This window comes from Vibrio coralliirubri (genome assembly GCF_024347375.1).
GTDB classification, from domain to species: Bacteria; Pseudomonadota; Gammaproteobacteria; order Enterobacterales; family Vibrionaceae; genus Vibrio; species Vibrio coralliirubri.
In genome coordinates this window covers 2791954-2808429 of record NZ_AP025470.1, presented here as the reverse complement: position 1 = coordinate 2808429, position 16476 = coordinate 2791954, and the positions used below count along the sequence as shown (strand labels likewise).

13 protein-coding genes and 1 tRNA gene are annotated in these 16476 nt (G+C 43.5%); 5 read left to right on the top strand and 9 right to left on the bottom strand.

All coding sequences use genetic code 11. From position 1 onward, the window contains the following. Positions 1-29: 29 nt before the first annotated feature. Both OCV20_RS12745 and OCV20_RS12740 read right to left on the bottom strand, forming a co-directional pair. A complete protein-coding gene (locus tag OCV20_RS12745; protein ID WP_108721729.1) occupies positions 30-872 on the bottom strand; it encodes an IS3 family transposase in 843 nt (280 codons plus the stop codon). Further along, complete coding sequence (locus OCV20_RS12740) at positions 869-1378, bottom strand: helix-turn-helix domain-containing protein (RefSeq protein ID WP_086774936.1); 510 nt, start codon at positions 1376-1378, stop codon at positions 869-871. The genes OCV20_RS12745 and OCV20_RS12740 overlap by 4 nt, the downstream gene beginning before the upstream one ends. Positions 1379-1852: 474 nt before the next feature. Between OCV20_RS12740 and ushA the strand changes: the two genes are divergently transcribed. Continuing rightward, a complete protein-coding gene (gene ushA / locus OCV20_RS12735; protein ID WP_017064163.1) occupies positions 1853-3514 on the top strand; it encodes a bifunctional UDP-sugar hydrolase/5'-nucleotidase UshA in 1662 nt (553 codons plus the stop codon). A gap of 118 nt (positions 3515-3632) precedes the next feature. After that, on the top strand, positions 3633-4106 hold the full coding sequence (ybaK, locus tag OCV20_RS12730; RefSeq protein WP_086774113.1) for a Cys-tRNA(Pro) deacylase: 474 nt from the start codon (positions 3633-3635) through the stop codon (positions 4104-4106). Between the two features lie 103 nt (positions 4107-4209). Here ybaK and rluF read toward each other — a convergent pair whose 3' ends face one another. The 3 genes from rluF to OCV20_RS12715 all read right to left on the bottom strand — a co-directional run bounded on the left by rluF (position 4210) and on the right by OCV20_RS12715 (position 6412). After that, positions 4210-5343, bottom strand: coding sequence for a 23S rRNA pseudouridine(2604) synthase RluF (rluF, locus tag OCV20_RS12725; protein ID WP_086774112.1), 1134 nt, complete (start codon positions 5341-5343; stop codon positions 4210-4212). 176 nt (positions 5344-5519) lie between these two features. After that, positions 5520-6101 carry a DNA endonuclease SmrA gene (gene smrA, locus OCV20_RS12720; protein WP_086774111.1) on the bottom strand — a complete coding sequence of 194 codons (582 nt, stop codon included), beginning with the start codon at positions 6099-6101 and terminating at the stop codon, positions 5520-5522. 170 nt (positions 6102-6271) lie between these two features. Continuing rightward, positions 6272-6412 carry a DUF3149 domain-containing protein gene (locus tag OCV20_RS12715; protein WP_017062321.1) on the bottom strand — a complete coding sequence of 47 codons (141 nt, stop codon included), beginning with the start codon at positions 6410-6412 and terminating at the stop codon, positions 6272-6274. A 255-nt stretch (positions 6413-6667) separates the two neighbouring features. On the opposite strand from OCV20_RS12715, the gene OCV20_RS12710 reads away from it, so the two are divergent. After that, a tRNA-Pro gene (locus OCV20_RS12710) sits at positions 6668-6744 on the top strand. Between the two features lie 279 nt (positions 6745-7023). On the opposite strand, the gene OCV20_RS12705 is transcribed toward OCV20_RS12710, so the two are convergent. Continuing rightward, on the bottom strand, positions 7024-7446 hold the full coding sequence (locus OCV20_RS12705; RefSeq protein WP_086774110.1) for a hypothetical protein: 423 nt from the start codon (positions 7444-7446) through the stop codon (positions 7024-7026). 121 nt (positions 7447-7567) lie between these two features. Further along, positions 7568-8455 (bottom strand): TraB/GumN family protein, encoded by an 888-nt coding sequence (locus OCV20_RS12700; protein ID WP_086774109.1) that lies wholly within the window; start codon positions 8453-8455, stop codon positions 7568-7570. Positions 8456-8860: 405 nt separating this feature from the next. Between OCV20_RS12700 and OCV20_RS12695 the strand changes: the two genes are divergently transcribed. Both OCV20_RS12695 and OCV20_RS12690 read left to right on the top strand, forming a co-directional pair. Continuing rightward, positions 8861-11512: a beta-N-acetylhexosaminidase gene (locus OCV20_RS12695; protein WP_086774108.1), complete on the top strand. Its 2652-nt coding sequence runs from the start codon at positions 8861-8863 to the stop codon at positions 11510-11512. Between the two features lie 536 nt (positions 11513-12048). Then, on the top strand, positions 12049-12762 hold the full coding sequence (locus tag OCV20_RS12690; protein ID WP_048615708.1) for an oligogalacturonate-specific porin KdgM family protein: 714 nt from the start codon (positions 12049-12051) through the stop codon (positions 12760-12762). Between the two features lie 247 nt (positions 12763-13009). Here the strand turns inward: OCV20_RS12690 and OCV20_RS12685 are convergent, their stop codons facing one another. Next, positions 13010-13450 (bottom strand): DUF411 domain-containing protein, encoded by a 441-nt coding sequence (locus OCV20_RS12685; protein ID WP_048615709.1) that lies wholly within the window; start codon positions 13448-13450, stop codon positions 13010-13012. After that, the gene (locus tag OCV20_RS12680) at positions 13440-16253 is read right to left on the bottom strand and encodes a heavy metal translocating P-type ATPase (RefSeq protein WP_086774107.1); all 2814 of its coding nucleotides are present in this window, start codon (positions 16251-16253) and stop codon (positions 13440-13442) included. The genes OCV20_RS12685 and OCV20_RS12680 overlap by 11 nt, the downstream gene beginning before the upstream one ends. Positions 16254-16476 lie beyond the last annotated feature (223 nt).

The following is a 16476-nucleotide window of genomic DNA, read 5'->3' as shown; positions in this document are numbered from 1 at the left end:
AAGTGACCCCGTAAAGTTGGACATTTCTGTTAAGCGGCTTTCAAGGCCTGAGTTCGATATTCTATCGGAGTCAGGCCTTTTAGTTTCACTTTTATACGTTTGGTATTGTAGTACTCGATGTATTCTTTAATCTGCTCTATCAGAGCATCTGCATCTTCAAAGCTTTGGTTGTGATACATCTCGGTTTTGAGTAAAGCAAAAAAGTTTTCAGCAACAGCATTATCCAAGCAGTTACCTTTTCTCGACATGCTTTGCGTTAACCCACTCTCCGCTACCTTTTTCTGATACTGTCGATGGCGATATTGCCAACCTTGATCGCTATGTATAATTGGCTTTGAGTTGGGTTTAAGCGTTGATATAGCTTCCGTCAGCATATCTGTGACAAGCGGCAAGCAGGCATTTTTGGCCACTCTATAAGCAACCACCTCCTGAGTAAACAAGTCGACAACGGGAGATAAGTATACTTTCTGCTCTTTGACTTTGAACTCCGTGACATCAGTTACCCACTTTTCATCGGGTTGAGTCGCACTAAAATCTCTTTCAAGAACGTTGGGAGCAGCTTTTCCTGACTCTCCTCGGTATGAACGATACTTTTTAATCCTGACCGTCGATTTAAGGTTGAGCTGAGCCATAAGCCTTTGAACCGTTTTGTGATTAAGCACGAACCCCTGATTCTTTAGTTCCAAGTGAATACGGCGGTAGCCGTATCGCCCCTTATGTTCATGATAAATTGACTTTATCAACCGCAGCTCACGTTCGTAGCTATTTTGGCGCTTGCTCGTTTGAGCCTGATAATAAAAGACACTTTTTGCCAACTGTAGAGTGTGCAGTAAGTGCTTTAATGGGTACTTGCCTTTAAGAGTTAGAGCTATGACCGCTTTTTCTTTGTTCGACGGTTTTTTTTCTGCTCCAACTCTTCCAACTTTTTTAGAACGGCATTCTCGGTTCGTAAGTAGACCAACTCCTCTTTTAGCTCCTCAAGTGTCATTTCATTATCAGGCTTAGTGGTACGTTGAGGTTGCTGTTTCATTGAGGGTCTTCCTTTCTGGCGCATTTCGAGCCCCTTGATACCGAGCTCATTAAATCGTTTAAGCCAGACAGAGAGTATTCCAGGGGATGAGAGGTTTAATACAGCGCTAGTGTGCGTGAGAGACCATTCATTCGTCCACATTAAATTCAATGCTTTTCGTTTTGTTTGAGCAGTCGCGGCATGATTAGTTGGTAAAAATGAATCAGTACCATGGATGGCAAAGACTTGAGCCCAATACCGTATCTGCCTTGAAGAAATTGAATATTGTTTTGCTAAGTAGAGAGATGACGTGCCATCTAAGTATTGCTTAGCAATGATACATTTTAGCTCTCGGCTATATTTGGACATAAAAAGACCCCCAATAATTGGTGTCCAACTATTGGGGGTCAGTTCAAAACGCCGGCTTTTTTGTACTTATAGATAAGCGAGTTGCGGTTACGTTGATACTTTCAAACCAGTTAGCCTACCAATTGCTATGTTATAACCTATCAATTAAAGCTTTGATAAATAGAATAAATTTAACGAAGGTCACTTTTCGGGGATGTTGAATTGAGCCAATCACAAATAATCTAAAAAATTATGAAAACGTTTGCCTGTGATCACTTATTTGCTCAAATGTAACTTTGCCGCTTTGTTACACACTCGATAGGAGATTAAGGTGATCTATCCTACATAAATATGAAATCACTCTGTTAGGTTTACCTTCTTAATTTAAACTACTTCATGTTTTACTAAATTCTAACGATGTTTCCTTAGCGGACATTTGTTGAGTTTGAGTGATAAAAAAGCAGTGGATTCCCCTAAAAGTTCAAAGGTATGACAATGAAGCAACGCCTTATTCTAAAGACAGCACTAAGTGCTGCAATCCTAGCTACTCTAGCTGGGTGTGCGTCTCAATCAGCTCATGATTGGAACCAAGACGAAACTTACAAGCTAACTATTCTTCACACAAACGATAACCATGGTCGTTTCTGGCAGAATAAATATGGCGAATACGGCATGTCTGCGCGTAAAACGCTAGTTGACCAACTTCGTTCAGAAGTTGAAGCAGAAGGCGGTAGCGTGTTGCTTCTATCTGGCGGTGACATCAACACGGGTGTTCCAGAGTCAGACCTTCAGGACGCAGAACCTGATTTCAAAGGTATGAACAAAATTGGTTACGATGCAATGGCATTGGGTAACCACGAGTTTGATAACTCTTTAGACGTATTACAAAAGCAGATCGATTGGGCTAACTTCCCAATGCTATCTGCAAACATCTACGATAAAGCGACAGGCGAACGTAAGTTCCAAGCTTACGAGATGTTCGAAAAGCAAGGTATCAAGATTGCGGTTATTGGTTTAACAACTGAAGATACCCAAAAGATTGGTAACCCTGAATTTATCGCAGGCATCGACTTCCGTGATCCTAAAGAAGAAGCGAAGAAGCTAATCGCTGAACTTAAAGAAACAGAAAAACCTGATCTAATTTTTGCTGTGACTCACATGGGTCACTACGAAAACGGCCAACGTGGTGTTAACGCACCGGGTGATGTAGCACTTGCTCGTTACCTAAACGAAGGCGATCTAGACATGATCGTTGGTGGTCATTCTCAAGAGCCTGTATGTATGGAAGGCCCTAACGTTGCGAAGAAAAACTTCAAGCCGGGTGATGAGTGTAAACCAGACGTACAGAACGGTACCTACATTGTTCAAGCTCACGAGTGGGGCAAGTACGTAGGTCGTGCTGATTACGAATTCCGTAACGGCGAGCTAGAGATGGTGAGCTACGACCTGATTCCAGTTAACCTTAAGAAGAAAGTTAAGATTGACGGTAAGAAGCAACGTGTTCTTATTCAAGATGAAATCGCACAAGACCCTGAGCTACTTGAGTTCCTACGTCCTTTCCAAGAGCAAGGTCAAGCACAGCTAGAAGTTCAAATCGCTGAGACAAATGGCAAGCTTGAAGGCGATCGTAACGTCGTTCGCTTCCAACAGACTAACCTAGGTCGTTTGATTGCGACTTCTCACATGGAGCGTGCAAAAGCAGACTTCGCTGTGATGAACTCTGGCGGCGTTCGTGACTCAATTGAAGCTGGTAATGTTACTTACAAAGATGTACTGAAGGTACAACCTTTTGCAAACATCCTGACTTACACAGATATGACAGGTAAAGAAGTTCTAGATTACCTAAATGTCGTGGCGACTAAACCAATCGATTCTGGTGCTTACGCTCAGTTTGCTGGTATCTCTATGACAGTAGCGAACGGTGAAGTATCGAATGTATTCATCGGTGGCAAACAACTTCGTCTAGACGAAACATACCGTTTCACAGTACCAAGCTTTAACGCTGCTGGTGGTGACGGTTACCCTAAACTGTCTGACCACCCAGGTTACGTAAATACTGGTTTTGTTGATGCTGAAGTACTGAAAGAGTACCTAGAAGCAAACAGCCCGGTTGACGTGAACAAGTACGCGCCTTCAGGCCAAATGGTTTACAAGTAATTGAATCCAAGCAATTGTATCAATAGGTGTTAAATTAGATTGACTCTAGCACCATGATAAATTTAACTAAAGCGACGCCTCGGCGTCGCTTTTTGTTTATCTATCGTTTGGATTTGTTATGACCCCTGCAATCAATCTCGCCAAGAAAAAGAAAATCGCTCATAGCGTGCATCAGTATCATCATGATGCCAATAATACGAACTATGGTTTAGAAGCAGTTGAAGCGCTTGGTCAAGATCCCAAACGTGTATTCAAAACGCTGTTGTTCTGCTTGAATGGTGTGGCGAAAGATTTGGCAGTCGCCGTTATTCCTGTCGACCAGAAGCTAAATCTAAAGCTTGCAGCAAAAGCCGCTAAAGGCAAAAAAGCAGAGATGGCTGATCCTGAGATTGCTCAGAAAACCACGGGTTATGTTGTTGGTGGAATTAGTCCGCTTGGTCAGAAGAAAGCACTGCCTACCTTCGTTCATTCTACTGCGACAGATTTTGAAACGATATGTGTGAGTGCAGGTAAGCGTGGGCTAGAGATTGAACTCGATCCAAAAGACTTAACGCTGCTGACTCGCGGCCAGTTTGCTGATCTATGTTTATAGATTGTTGTCATGATGATAAAACTATCGAATGATAAACAAAAACGCCCGCTAGACTAATCTAGCGGGCGTTTTTATATCGAGTGTCTCGTCTTACTGATTCAGACTACTTCTTCAGACCTAAAGTACCACCAACACGCTTTGGTGCAGGCTTGTTCGGTCTGTTTGAATCTTGACTACGGTTTGCCGGTTTACCGCTTCTACGATCGTTATTGTCGCGCTCTGTACGATTGCGATCCGAACGGTTTCTATCTGAATTAGAACGCTCTGAACGAGAGTTCGATTTCCAGTTCTCGGTATTACCACCGCTTTCACCATTCGATGAATTGCGGCCACGCTTTGAGTTAGGTGCATGACGGAATTCATCCGCATTGTTACCGCGGTAAGTGCGTGTACGGTTCTCGTTTTGATTACGGCGCGCTGTTGAAGCTTGGTTCTCTTCACGGCTATCAAAAAGTTTCGCGTCAGTCGCTTTGCGAATGCGTTGACCTTTCGCGTTCATTTTTGACGCATCTTCCGTACTTACTGAGCCTTCACACATCGCTAAAATTTCAGTGATCTCTTCGTCGCTCAGGTAGCGCCATTTGCCGTTAGGAATACCGTCTAGTGAGATGTTCATAATACGAACGCGACGCAGTTTAAATACTTCATAACCGAGCGCTTCACACATACGGCGAATTTGGCGGTTAAGGCCTTGTGTTAGTGTAATTCGGAACGAAAACTTGGTTTCTTTCTCGACCTTACATGGCAAGGTAACAGTATCGAGAATATGAACGCCAGCGCCCATTTGCTTCAAGAATTCCGTCGTAATCGGCTTATCTACACGCACCACGTATTCTTTCTCGTGGTTGTTACCTGCACGTAGGATCTTGTTTACGATGTCGCCATCGTTGGTCAAGAAGATAAGACCATCAGAAGGCTTATCTAGACGACCAATCGGGAAAATACGTTTGTGGTGGCCGATAAAGTCGACGATGTTGCCAGGAATATCACGCTCAGTCGTACAGGTGATACCTGTTGGTTTATTAAGAGCAATGTAAATCGGTTTCTCTTTTGAGCGAACAGGCTTATTGTCGATCTCAACATCATCACCTGGCAAGACTTTAGTACCCATTTCAGGGATCTTACCGTTAATAGTAACTCGGCCTGCATCAATGAGCTTATCGGCTTCGCGGCGTGAGCAAAAACCAGTTTCACTGATGTATTTATTAAGGCGTTTAGCTTGGGATTCTTGTGACATGATATTCTCTTAGCGTTTCACAACGGAAATATAGATAAACAAAAAGCAACCTTTGGATAGTTGCTTTGAGTTGGAATTCGTTAACTGAGGCAATTTTAGCACTTGGCGTGAGTCTAGGCACGAAATATCGATCTTGATGCAAAATCGTTACTAGTCCATTTATCTATCTCAACCTATTAACTGGTGCGCTTTTGATGGCGCTCTCTGTTCTCTAGCTTTTTCTCATTACTCTTTCTGAGCATGACATAGACTGCGCCCGTACCACCATGATATTGCTGAGCAGAATGAACACATTGCACGTCGTTGATTTGTGTTAGCCAATTGGCTACGTAACTTTTCATCATTGCAGGTGGGTTCGAACGTTCACCCTTACCGTGAACAATGATGACGGTACGAACATCCATTCTTAAACACTGACGCAAAAATGAAAGTACTTCGTTACGTGCGTCTTTCAGTGTTTTCCTATGAAGGTCGAGCTTGGCTTGAATAGGGTATTTGCCAAGGCGCAGCTTTTTGTATACGCCTTCTTGTACACCGTCTTTTTTATAAGCAACGACATCATCTGGCTTGATCATTGGCGAATAGTCTAATGATAAGTAGTCTTTCTCGTCGTCAGACAGCCACATAGCGGCTTCACGCTTAGCAAGGTGAGATTCGGTGACTCGGTGTACTTTCTGGTGTTCAGCGGTGTCATGGTCGATACGTTTAACATCGCCCATCATTTCTTGGAATAGATCTAGGTCGTCATCATGAGACATAGTGTGTATCTCAAGTTGGAGAAGGATAGGGTAAGTATACCTAAGTTGAGGCTGGGTTTAAAAATGAAAAAACCGGAGAAGACAATAAGTCTGCTCCGGTGCAAAGCGTTTTGACATTTACTTATAGAGTAAAAGAATACTTAAAAGTAAATGATTTAGGCTGAGCGATTCTAGTGAGGAGATTTTTCAGTCATAACTTTGTAGATGAAGAAGCCTCCATAAAACATCATGAGACCCAGAGCCCCGAAGATTACTATCATTGAAGATAGTCCCACCGCATTACCAAATAGGAGATCTAGCCAAAAGTCCATGTGTATACCTCAAAGTTATATGACACGGGTTAGTGTATTAACTAGTGTTATCAATTCACTGATCTGGATCAATCCTGTTTCATAAGTTAAATACTTGTTGGTAACTGTGTGTTTTTCGTCACATTAAGCGTGTTGTTGTATGTCTTTTGTTCGAACGATTCGAATTCACAATAAATATGAGAAAAAGCGCTTGCGGATAAATTTAGAATCCGTATTATACGCTCCATCGACAGGCAATCAGCCAGTTAGATATCTCGGTGAATAGCGCAGCTTGGTAGCGCATCTGGTTTGGGACCAGAGGGTCGGGGGTTCGAATCCCTCTTCACCGACCACATTAAAGAAAGCCGTAGCAGAAATGCTACGGCTTTTTTGCATTTCAGGATAAAGATAATCACTTGGTCAACGGGTTCGCCTGATGTTCAAAATAAGCTCTTCACCGATTACATTGAAAAAAGTCGTAGCACTCTCTGTAATAGAAGGGACTACGGCTTTTGCGTTCTGGTATATGTGTAACTCATTAGAGCGACGAAGGAGTGAGTCGGGAATCTCTGTTGTTCTAAACACCAAGTTTAGATACAAGGATTGACCCAATAAGCCCGTCCCAAATCTGTTTACTTAACATCGCACGTAATATCTTTTATTGGTGTTTCCGAGGTAACAAAACAAACATACGCTTCCGCTGGCTTATTCGGGCCTATTCGAATGTAACCTGCCTTTACTTCATCTTCGTCAAACGCCACCGAGTGAGAGCTTCCCGTTTGGTTGTCGTAAAAGTTGGCTTCAAAATTGTTGTTCATTTGGCTTGCGATACGGTTTCGTGTTGTAGAGGTTGTGAATGTAATATTGGCGCAGCGCATCGGTGGTTTCTCAGTAATCAAAAACTGTCCGCTTTCTTTATCTAATACACCGCCTTTGGTATCCGGTTGTATGTCTATCGCCTGAAACTGTTCGATGGTGCATGTTTCTTTGGCTGAGGCTATTGAGGGCATCAGCATCGTGAGGGCTAAAGGGAAAGCAAAAAGTACTGGTTTCATTAGAACAACGCCATAGGTAAAAAGAGCGAAAGATAATAGCACCGCAATGATGCTATTAAATGTAAAGATTCTGTTATTAAGGAAATGCTTTTATAACGAAAACAAAATGAGGTGAATATTGTTAGCTTTTTGGGCTAGCCTCAAATTGACATTGGGCCGCTTGGCTTTGTGATTGCTGGATGACACTGAAGCCTTTCTTTTCTAATAACTGTATAAGGTTACCTTCTCCAATTAGGTGCAAGGTGCCTACTACTATCAAGTAGTTCCCTTTAGACTTAAGTTTCCAATCGTTGGAGGATAGTTTGTTTGCCCAGTCTATGTTGCGATCGGTTAAGAACGCTTTCTCAAGTTCAGGCGACATCTCTGACAGCTCTGAGAAGACTTCCAGCTTCGCTAAATCACCCGCTTTCCAGCTTTCAATCAGGCAATGAACCACACGATCAGTTTGGTCGAACTCTTCAAGGCTACTGACTAACCACTCTTTACCGTCGTCCTTTTGTTTTGTCATCAGGTCTATTTGGAATTGTAGTGGCTCTAAACTGATAACCGGAACATCTTGGATAGTCGCTTTGTAAGCTAGCGTCACATCAACGCCGCTGGCGGAGCTATAACCAAGGTTTTTTAGCTGCTGCATCTGTATCGAAAGAGAAGTCGCCCAAGGCGGTGAGCTAAGCAGTTGTTGCGTCGGCATGCCCAATGATTTTGATATGTCGGTTAATAATTGCAGCTGTTGTTCATTGAGTACATCGGCAGTTGTGAGTTTGTTGTGGGGATATACAACGCCATCGGACTTTCTGATATCCGTTTCGATAACTAACCCATCACTGTTTTTTAGCGCGTCGGTGATTTTCGAAGGGAGTGGGTACATACTCTCGTCCCCAACGTGCACCGAACCTAGGATAGTGAGTGTCAGGTCATCCTTTTTTGCTTGCCAATAAAGGGGCTCGGCGACCGCTTGCCTAGCTGAAAAAGCGAGAACGAATAAAACCATGTACCAGAGTGGGCGCAAAGGGAGCTCCTTGAGGAAGTATTAAACTCGTTAAAATCGATTTTGACGGTGTTTTTTAACGGTTTTTTTTGAGAACGATGTCACGTTGTTTGTACGAAAAGTATAACAACCCGAACAAACTCTTAAACCTTTCTCTCTATCAACGACACGATTTTATGAAATCCTTTAAAAAGATTGTGATTCAATTCTCAATTTTTACGTCAAAATAAAACTGACGGAAGTGCCGTTAATTCTAACTTGATGATTTTTATATAATTAATTTTGTCGCTGATTTTGAGATTTGAAGCTGATCACTTTATTAGCTTGATTTAATTCACGGTAAAAAATAAGCCCATATAGTTTAGCTAACTTTCGAAGCGCTCCAATTTGCTTCTTACTCAATTTTTAAATTTATGGGTGAATACGATGTTGAAGAGAAACTTACTATCTGTAGCGGTACTGGCTGGTTTGGCGGGTTGTGCTGTGACACAAGCACCAGAGCAAAAGGTGGTGAATGCACTGGCTGATAACCTTGATGTGCAATATGAAATCTTGACGAACCACGGTGCAAACGAAGGCATGGCTTGTCAGGACTTAGGCGCAGAGTGGGCATCATGTAATAAAGTGAACATGACGTTAACTAACGATGGTGAAGCGATTGATTCAAAAGATTGGACCATCTACTTCCACAGTATTCGCCTTATCTTAGATGTTGATAATGAGCAGTTTAAAATCACTCGCGTAACCGGCGACTTACACAAGCTTGAACCAACAGAAAAGTTCGATGGTTTTGCAGCGGGTGAAGAAGTGATTCTTCCATTAACCAGTGAATACTGGCAACTGTTTGAAACCGACTTTATGCCGGGTGCATTTGTAACGGCACCAAACGCAGAACCTAAGATGATTGCTTCATTGAATACGGAAGATGTCGCGTCGTTCGTAACAGGTTTAGAAGGAAACAACCTAAAGCGTACGCCTGATGACAATAACGTAATGGCGACTGCTGTTACGCGTTTCGAAAAGAATGCGGATCTAGCAACGCAAGACGTATCAACCACTTTACTACCAACGCCAATGTCGGTAGAAGCCGGTGAAGGTTCAGTTAGCATTGCTGGTGGTATTGCCCTACCTAAAGACGCATTCGACGCTGAGCAATTCGCAGCAATTGAAGAACGTGCAGATGTGGTAAACGTAGATGTGAGTGGCGACCTACCTGTAAGTGTCGCTGTTGTTCCTACTCAGTTTACGGGTGATTTAGCGAAATCTGGCGCTTATGAACTAAGCATCTCGGAAGAGGGGATTGCAATTAAAGCGTTTGATAAAACCGGCGCTTTCTACGCAGTTCAGTCTATTTTTGGCCTAATAGACAGTCAGAACGCTGAATCATTACCACAACTGTCGATCCAAGATGCGCCACGCTTTGATTACCGTGGTGTGATGGTGGATGTTGCTCGAAACTTCCACTCAAAAGATGCCATCTTAGCAACGCTAGATCAAATGGCAGCCTACAAGATGAATAAACTGCACCTTCACTTAACGGATGATGAAGGTTGGCGTTTAGAAATCCCAGGTTTACCAGAGCTAACGGATGTAGGGTCTAATCGTTGTTTCGATTTGGAAGAACAAAGCTGTTTACTGCCTCAGCTAGGTTCAGGTCCAACAACAGACAACTTCGGCTCTGGTTTCTTTAGTAAAACGGATTACGTCGAGATCTTAAGCTACGCAAAAGCGCGCAGCATCGAAGTTATCCCAGAGATTGATATGCCAGCACACGCTCGTTCTGCTGTGGTATCAATGGAAGCACGTTACACTCGCCTAATGGCGGAAGGTAAAGAAGCGGAAGCGAACGAATACCGTCTGATGGATCCACAAGATACATCGAACGTGACGACTGTTCAGTTCTACGATAAGCAGAGCTTCATTAACCCATGTATGGAATCGTCGACTCACTTTGTTGATAAAGTGATCTCTGAAGTGGCAGCAATGCACCAAGAAGCGGGTGTTCCGCTAACGACTTGGCACTTTGGTGGCGATGAAGCGAAAAACATTAAGTTAGGCGCTGGCTTACAAGATATTAATGCAGAAGACAAAGTGGCATGGAAAGGTAACATTGATTTATCTAAGCAAGATAAGCCGTTCCAACAATCTCCACAATGTCAGAAATTAATTGCTGACGGTACAGTAAGCGATTTCGGTCACCTGCCAAGCCACTTTGCAGAAGAGGTGTCTAAGATTGTTGCTGAGAAGGGCATTCCACACTTCCAAGCGTGGCAAGATGGCCTGAAATACAGCGAAGGTGAAGAAGCATTTGCAACAGAAAGTACGCGCGTTAACTTCTGGGATGTTCTTTACTGGGGCGGTACTTCATCAGTTTACGACTGGTCAGCGAAAGGTTATGACGTAATTGTCTCTAACCCAGATTACGTATACATGGATATGCCATACGAAGTAGACGCAGCAGAACGTGGTTACTACTGGGCAACTCGTGCAACCGACACTCGTAAGATGTTTGGTTTTGCTCCAGAGAACATGCCACAAAACGCAGAAACATCTCTAGACCGTGACGGCAATGGCTTCAGTGGTAAAGGTGAGATTGAAGCGAAACCTTTCTACGGTTTGTCAGCTCAGCTTTGGTCTGAAACAGTACGTACCGATGAGCAGTATGAATACATGGTATTCCCACGCGTTCTTGCTGCAGCTGAGCGAGCATGGCACCGAGCGGATTGGGAAAACGACTACAAAGTGGGCGTTGAGTACTCTCAAGATACTGACTTAGTGAATAAGCAGGCTCTAAACAGTGACTTTAATCGTTTCGCGAATATTGTTGGCCAACGTGAGCTGGCTAAGCTCGAAAAGGCGGGTATCGATTACCGACTGCCAGTTCCGGGTGCAAAAGTGGTTGATGGCAAGCTTGCAATGAACGTTCAATTCCCAGGCGTAGAGCTTCAATACTCAGCTGATGGTGAAAACTGGCTAACGTATGATGAGCAACAACGTCCATCGGTTTCTGGTGAAACTTACATCCGCTCTATCTCTGAAAGTGGCGAGAAAGTAAGTCGAGTGACTTCGGTAAAATAATCGATAAGCAACATTAATAGAAAAGCTCCCTAGCTATTGTCTTATTCAGATAAAAGTGGGAGCTTTTTTTTCGTCCAAACTAAGTTAGGCACTTCTCTTAAGCTGAAACATATGGAAATACTCTTTGCTTATATCGTCAACAATGCACATAAGGTGAGTTCCATCGCAAAAGTGACGCGCTTCTCATTATTCTCTTCAAAAAATAAGTCCCCCATAAAAAACTCTAAATCAAGTGTGATTGAACTAACTCATTCTAATTTCGCAGCGTGAAATAATGTGATCTGGATCTGTACGTTTTTTCGTCTTGAGTTTTTTATCAATTTTTATGTTTTTAAGTACATGATTTTAAAGTGTTAAATAACTTGTTCTTTTTTGATAGTGAGAGAGATCACTCTGCCCATTCTTTTATTTTTAAACGCGAATTAATTCGAGCAACATAGATTTCATGCCAGGGAGGCTACCAACTACTCAAGCGGTGAAGGTGAATGATGTACCGAAGATGTGCCGCTGAAAAAATTAAACTAAGGCAGTTTACTATGAAAAAAATTATCGCTCTAAGTGCTCTTTCTCTTGCTTTCGCTTCTAGTGCTTTTGCTGGTTCTTCTTACGTAACGGGTAACATCCAAATTCATGACGATGGCCGTATCCACGGTTCTGACATGACTTCTACGCTAGAAGCTGGTCACACGTTCGACAACTCTCTAGGCGGTTTCACGGTTTATTCTGAGTTTGATGGTATCCAATTGGGTGAGCTTGAAGGCCTGACTTCAGCTGAAACTGGTGGTGCGCCTACTACAGGTAACAACACTCCGGGTATCACTGTAGGTGGTGAGCAATCTTTCAACATCACTGACAAACTATGGGTTGCTGCGGGTTACCAACACCTATTCTCTGCAGGCGAAAGCATTCAATTCCGTCCACTAGTTAAGATCGGTTACAACTTCGACAACGGCATCTCTATTAGTAACCGTACTCGTGCACACATCGATGATACTTCAGCTAATGCTGACACAGATTACCGCATGGATAACCGCATTGCTTACACAGTGAATGCTGATTTAGCGCTTAGCTACAACAACGTTTACATGATTGACGCTGAAGCGATGGACCACGAGTTACGTGCAACATGGACTCGTCAAGGTGTTCAACCTTACTTTGAGTTCCGTAGCCAAGCTAACGGTGTAGATTTCGCAAACGGTGCTTCTAAGCAGAACAACGCATTCGTATTCGGTGCTTCTTACGGCTTCTAAGCTGATTCGCTTGGTTGCTTAGTCGATTAGATTATTAGCCGAGTGAACTTCTTTGTTAAATAGCTTGCTAGCTAATTAGCGAGGGGAACATAGCGGTACTAACAGCCCGGTTAGTGCCGCGACAAGATTTGCTTTACTGTCCAAAAGCAAAGAGCCTAGCAAGTAAACCACAGTCTTGGGTTTACTGAATGCTAGGCTCTATTTTTATGACTTCTTTTTTATTGCTGTGTGTTGGTCTGTTTAGGTTCTATTTTCCGTTGTAGTGACGGTATTCAAACACCTGACCTTTTTCATTAAACGCATAGACAGAATACTCGTCTTTCTTATCGCCATACTCCATGCCTGGCGAACCCATTGGCATACCCGGAACCGCTAAACCAATCGCATTACGTGGTGGGTTTTCTAGAAAGGCTTTAATGTCATCTGCTGGAATGTGTCCTTCAAATACGTAACCGTCGATCTCTGCAGTGTGGCAAGAGGCTAGCTCTTGTGTGACCCCTAGCTTTTGCTTGATTGGGTTCATATCATCGTGGAGTTTCTCTGTAACATCGAACCCAGCATCTCGCATATGTTCAGTCCATTCTGTGCAGCAGCCGCAGTATGGAGATTTGTGGTTTAGAACATCAGTAGCTAAAGCTTGTCCTGACATTGCAGCGAGTGCAGTAAGAGTCATAATTTTACGAATCATGGTTAACCTCATGAATATGGTTTTTATTAATATTAGAATGAGTTGGTTTGAACAATCTCAGCCTGTTGGCATTGCTTACTACAGTAATTGACGACATCGCCATCGCAGCCCCTGCAACTACTGGACTAAGCAGAAATCCGAAAAATGGGTAAAGCACACCGGCCGCGATAGGAATACCAAGCGAGTTGTAGATGAAGGCACCAAATAGGTTTTGCTTCATATTTCTCACGGTCGCTTGAGATAGCTCGATCGCGTTGCTTACTGATAATGGCGATGAGTTGAGTAGCGTCATTTGCGCACTTTCAATCGCGACATCACTGCCACTGCCCATTGCGATTCCTATATCTGCTTGAGCAAGAGCGGGTGCATCGTTAATACCGTCTCCGACCATGGCAACGCTCTTATATTGCTGTTGAAGCTGAACAATATGTTGAGCTTTCTGCTCTGGAAGCACTTCCGAGATAACCTCGTCGATACCGACGCTTTTACCTATTGCTTGAGCTACAGAGTCGTTGTCGCCCGTTAATAGCACAGTGTGAATTCCGGCGGATTTTAGTTGAGCTATCGCCTGTTTGCTATCTATTTTTAACGCGTCTGAAATGCCCAATATACCTTCCAGTTTTTGGTCAATCACAATGAAAATAGGCGTCCACGCTTGCGAGCGGCAAAGCTCAATGAAATCCGCGCCAATTTCTGTATTGATACCTAATTGGGTGAGGTACTTAAGCGAGCCAACTTGCACGTTCTTGCCGTTAATTATTGCTTGAACCCCTAGCCCTCGTTGGTTTTCAAATTCGCTGTGAGGGAGTACTGAAACTTCCAAGCTCTCTGCATATTGGCACACGGCTTTGGCGAGTGGGTGCTCAGATCCTACTTCTACTGAATAAGCATAAGCCAGTAACTCTTGCTCCGTTAGATTAGCGTAAAAGGCCTGTTGAACGGTTGGTTTGCCTTGGGTCAATGTCCCTGTTTTGTCAAACACAACAGCATCGATCTTGCTGGCAGACTGCAATACATCCGCATCTTTAATAAGAACGCCAAACTCAGCCGCTTTACCGACGCCAACAGTAATTGAAAGCGGTGTGGCTAGGCCTAATGCACATGGGCAAGCGATGATCAGTACGGTAGTTGATACCACTAACATGTAACTGGCGCTTGGTTGTGGACCTACAAAAAACCAAACTAAGGCGGCAACCGCTGCGATTGCGACCACAACTGGAACAAAAACGGCTGAGATAGAATCGGCAAGCTTGGCGATTGCTGGTTTACTGCTTTGCGCTTGGCGAACCATTTGAATGATTCTAGCCAACATGGTGCTTGAGCCAATCCCAGTCGCTTCAATAATTAAGCTACCATCACCATTAATGGTGCCCGCAGAAACGTCATCATTAGTTGATTTAACGTTGGGAAGTGGTTCACCGGTCAGCATCGATTCGTCGATATAAGATTCACCTGAGACTACAACGCCATCAACCGGCACTTTTTCTCCGGGTTTTACTCGTACCTGCATGCCGACCTGAATCGCTTCTACGGCGATGGTTTGTTCTTTGCCATCGACGATAACTACCGCTTTTTGAGGCTGTAAATTAATCAGTGCTTGCAGCGATTTTGTAGTACGTGCTTTGGCTTTGGCTTCGATGTAATGACCCAAAGAAATTAAGCCAACGATCATTGCGCTTGCTTCAAAGTAGACATGGCGAGATGGTTCTGGGAACCATGATGGAATCAGCACAACCAGCATTGAGTAGAACCATGCTGCGCCAGTACCTAAAGCGACTAGCGTGTCCATGGTTGCACGTTTGTGCATCAGTGACTGCCAAGCATTCGTGAAGAAGCTGCGACCTGAGGTTGCAAGCAGTATCAAACAAACGACACCAACCAAGCCCCAAGCCAGTTGATCGTTAAATGTGGCAATGGTCATGCTGCCACCGAACACGCCCCATGCCATCAGCGGAGCACCGATCACCAGCGCACTTACGGAGTTTCTAAGGAAGGCTTGTTGAGTACGAAGTTGCTGTTCTTGTTGTTTTTGCTGTTGAGTCGCCGCATCGTCGACAAACTCAGCGCCATAACCAGAAGCTTTCACGGATTCTATTAGAGCATTTTCAATGATGTCTCTTGTTTGAGAGGTGAAAACCAAGGCTGTCTGTTCAGCGAGGTTGATCTGTGCTTGGTCGACGAACTCATTCTTTTTCAGCGCTTTCTCTACCGAAGAGACACAACTCGCACACGTCATACCTTCAAGAACAAGGTGATAGGTATATTGGCTAGCTGTGGTTTTATTTTCAGTATCTTCAATCTTTTTATCAGCTTGTTCGTTTTCTGAATCAGAATTAGATAAAAGGTTATCGGCTTCAGAATAGGGAGCTGCGTGATAACCCACACTTTCAACCAGTTCAATAAGCTCTGATTCTTCAAGTAGAGTAACCAACGACAATTCATCTTTGGTGACTTCTAGATTTGAGGCTTGCTCGGTTTGTTGAAGCGCTTGAGTCAGCTTGTTCACGCACTTACCACAGCTGAGACCTGATAATGAAAGGTGCAGCGAACTACCCATTGAATAACCAAGGGTTGCTAACTGTTCGTTGAGTTCAACATAACTAAAAGGCGTCGAAATATCGATGTACGTCGGCGATATGTCATTGATCGTCGTATTCTCGAGATCATCAAACAGTGTGCGAACTTTCTTCGCACACCCCATGCAATTTAGGCCGTTGAGCGCAGTTGTGTAATGGTTCATATCGATACTCCAATTCTCATCTAGCCCTAACATAAACCTTGCCGTAAGGGTAAGGTCAAACATAAATTCAAGAATTTAATATTTGTTGGAATATTGAGTGGTGGAATGGATGAGATTTATCGCGAGCGTGACGAGCATTTGCTTATTTAGAGCGTATGACATGGACTTGAGCTATTGGTTTTCTCCTTCTACGATAGCTTTCGTACAAGATCAGCACATTAATCATTCACTACTGATTGTAGATTTAAGCTGTGGTGATAAAATAGCGCCCAAAATTTAGTGATAT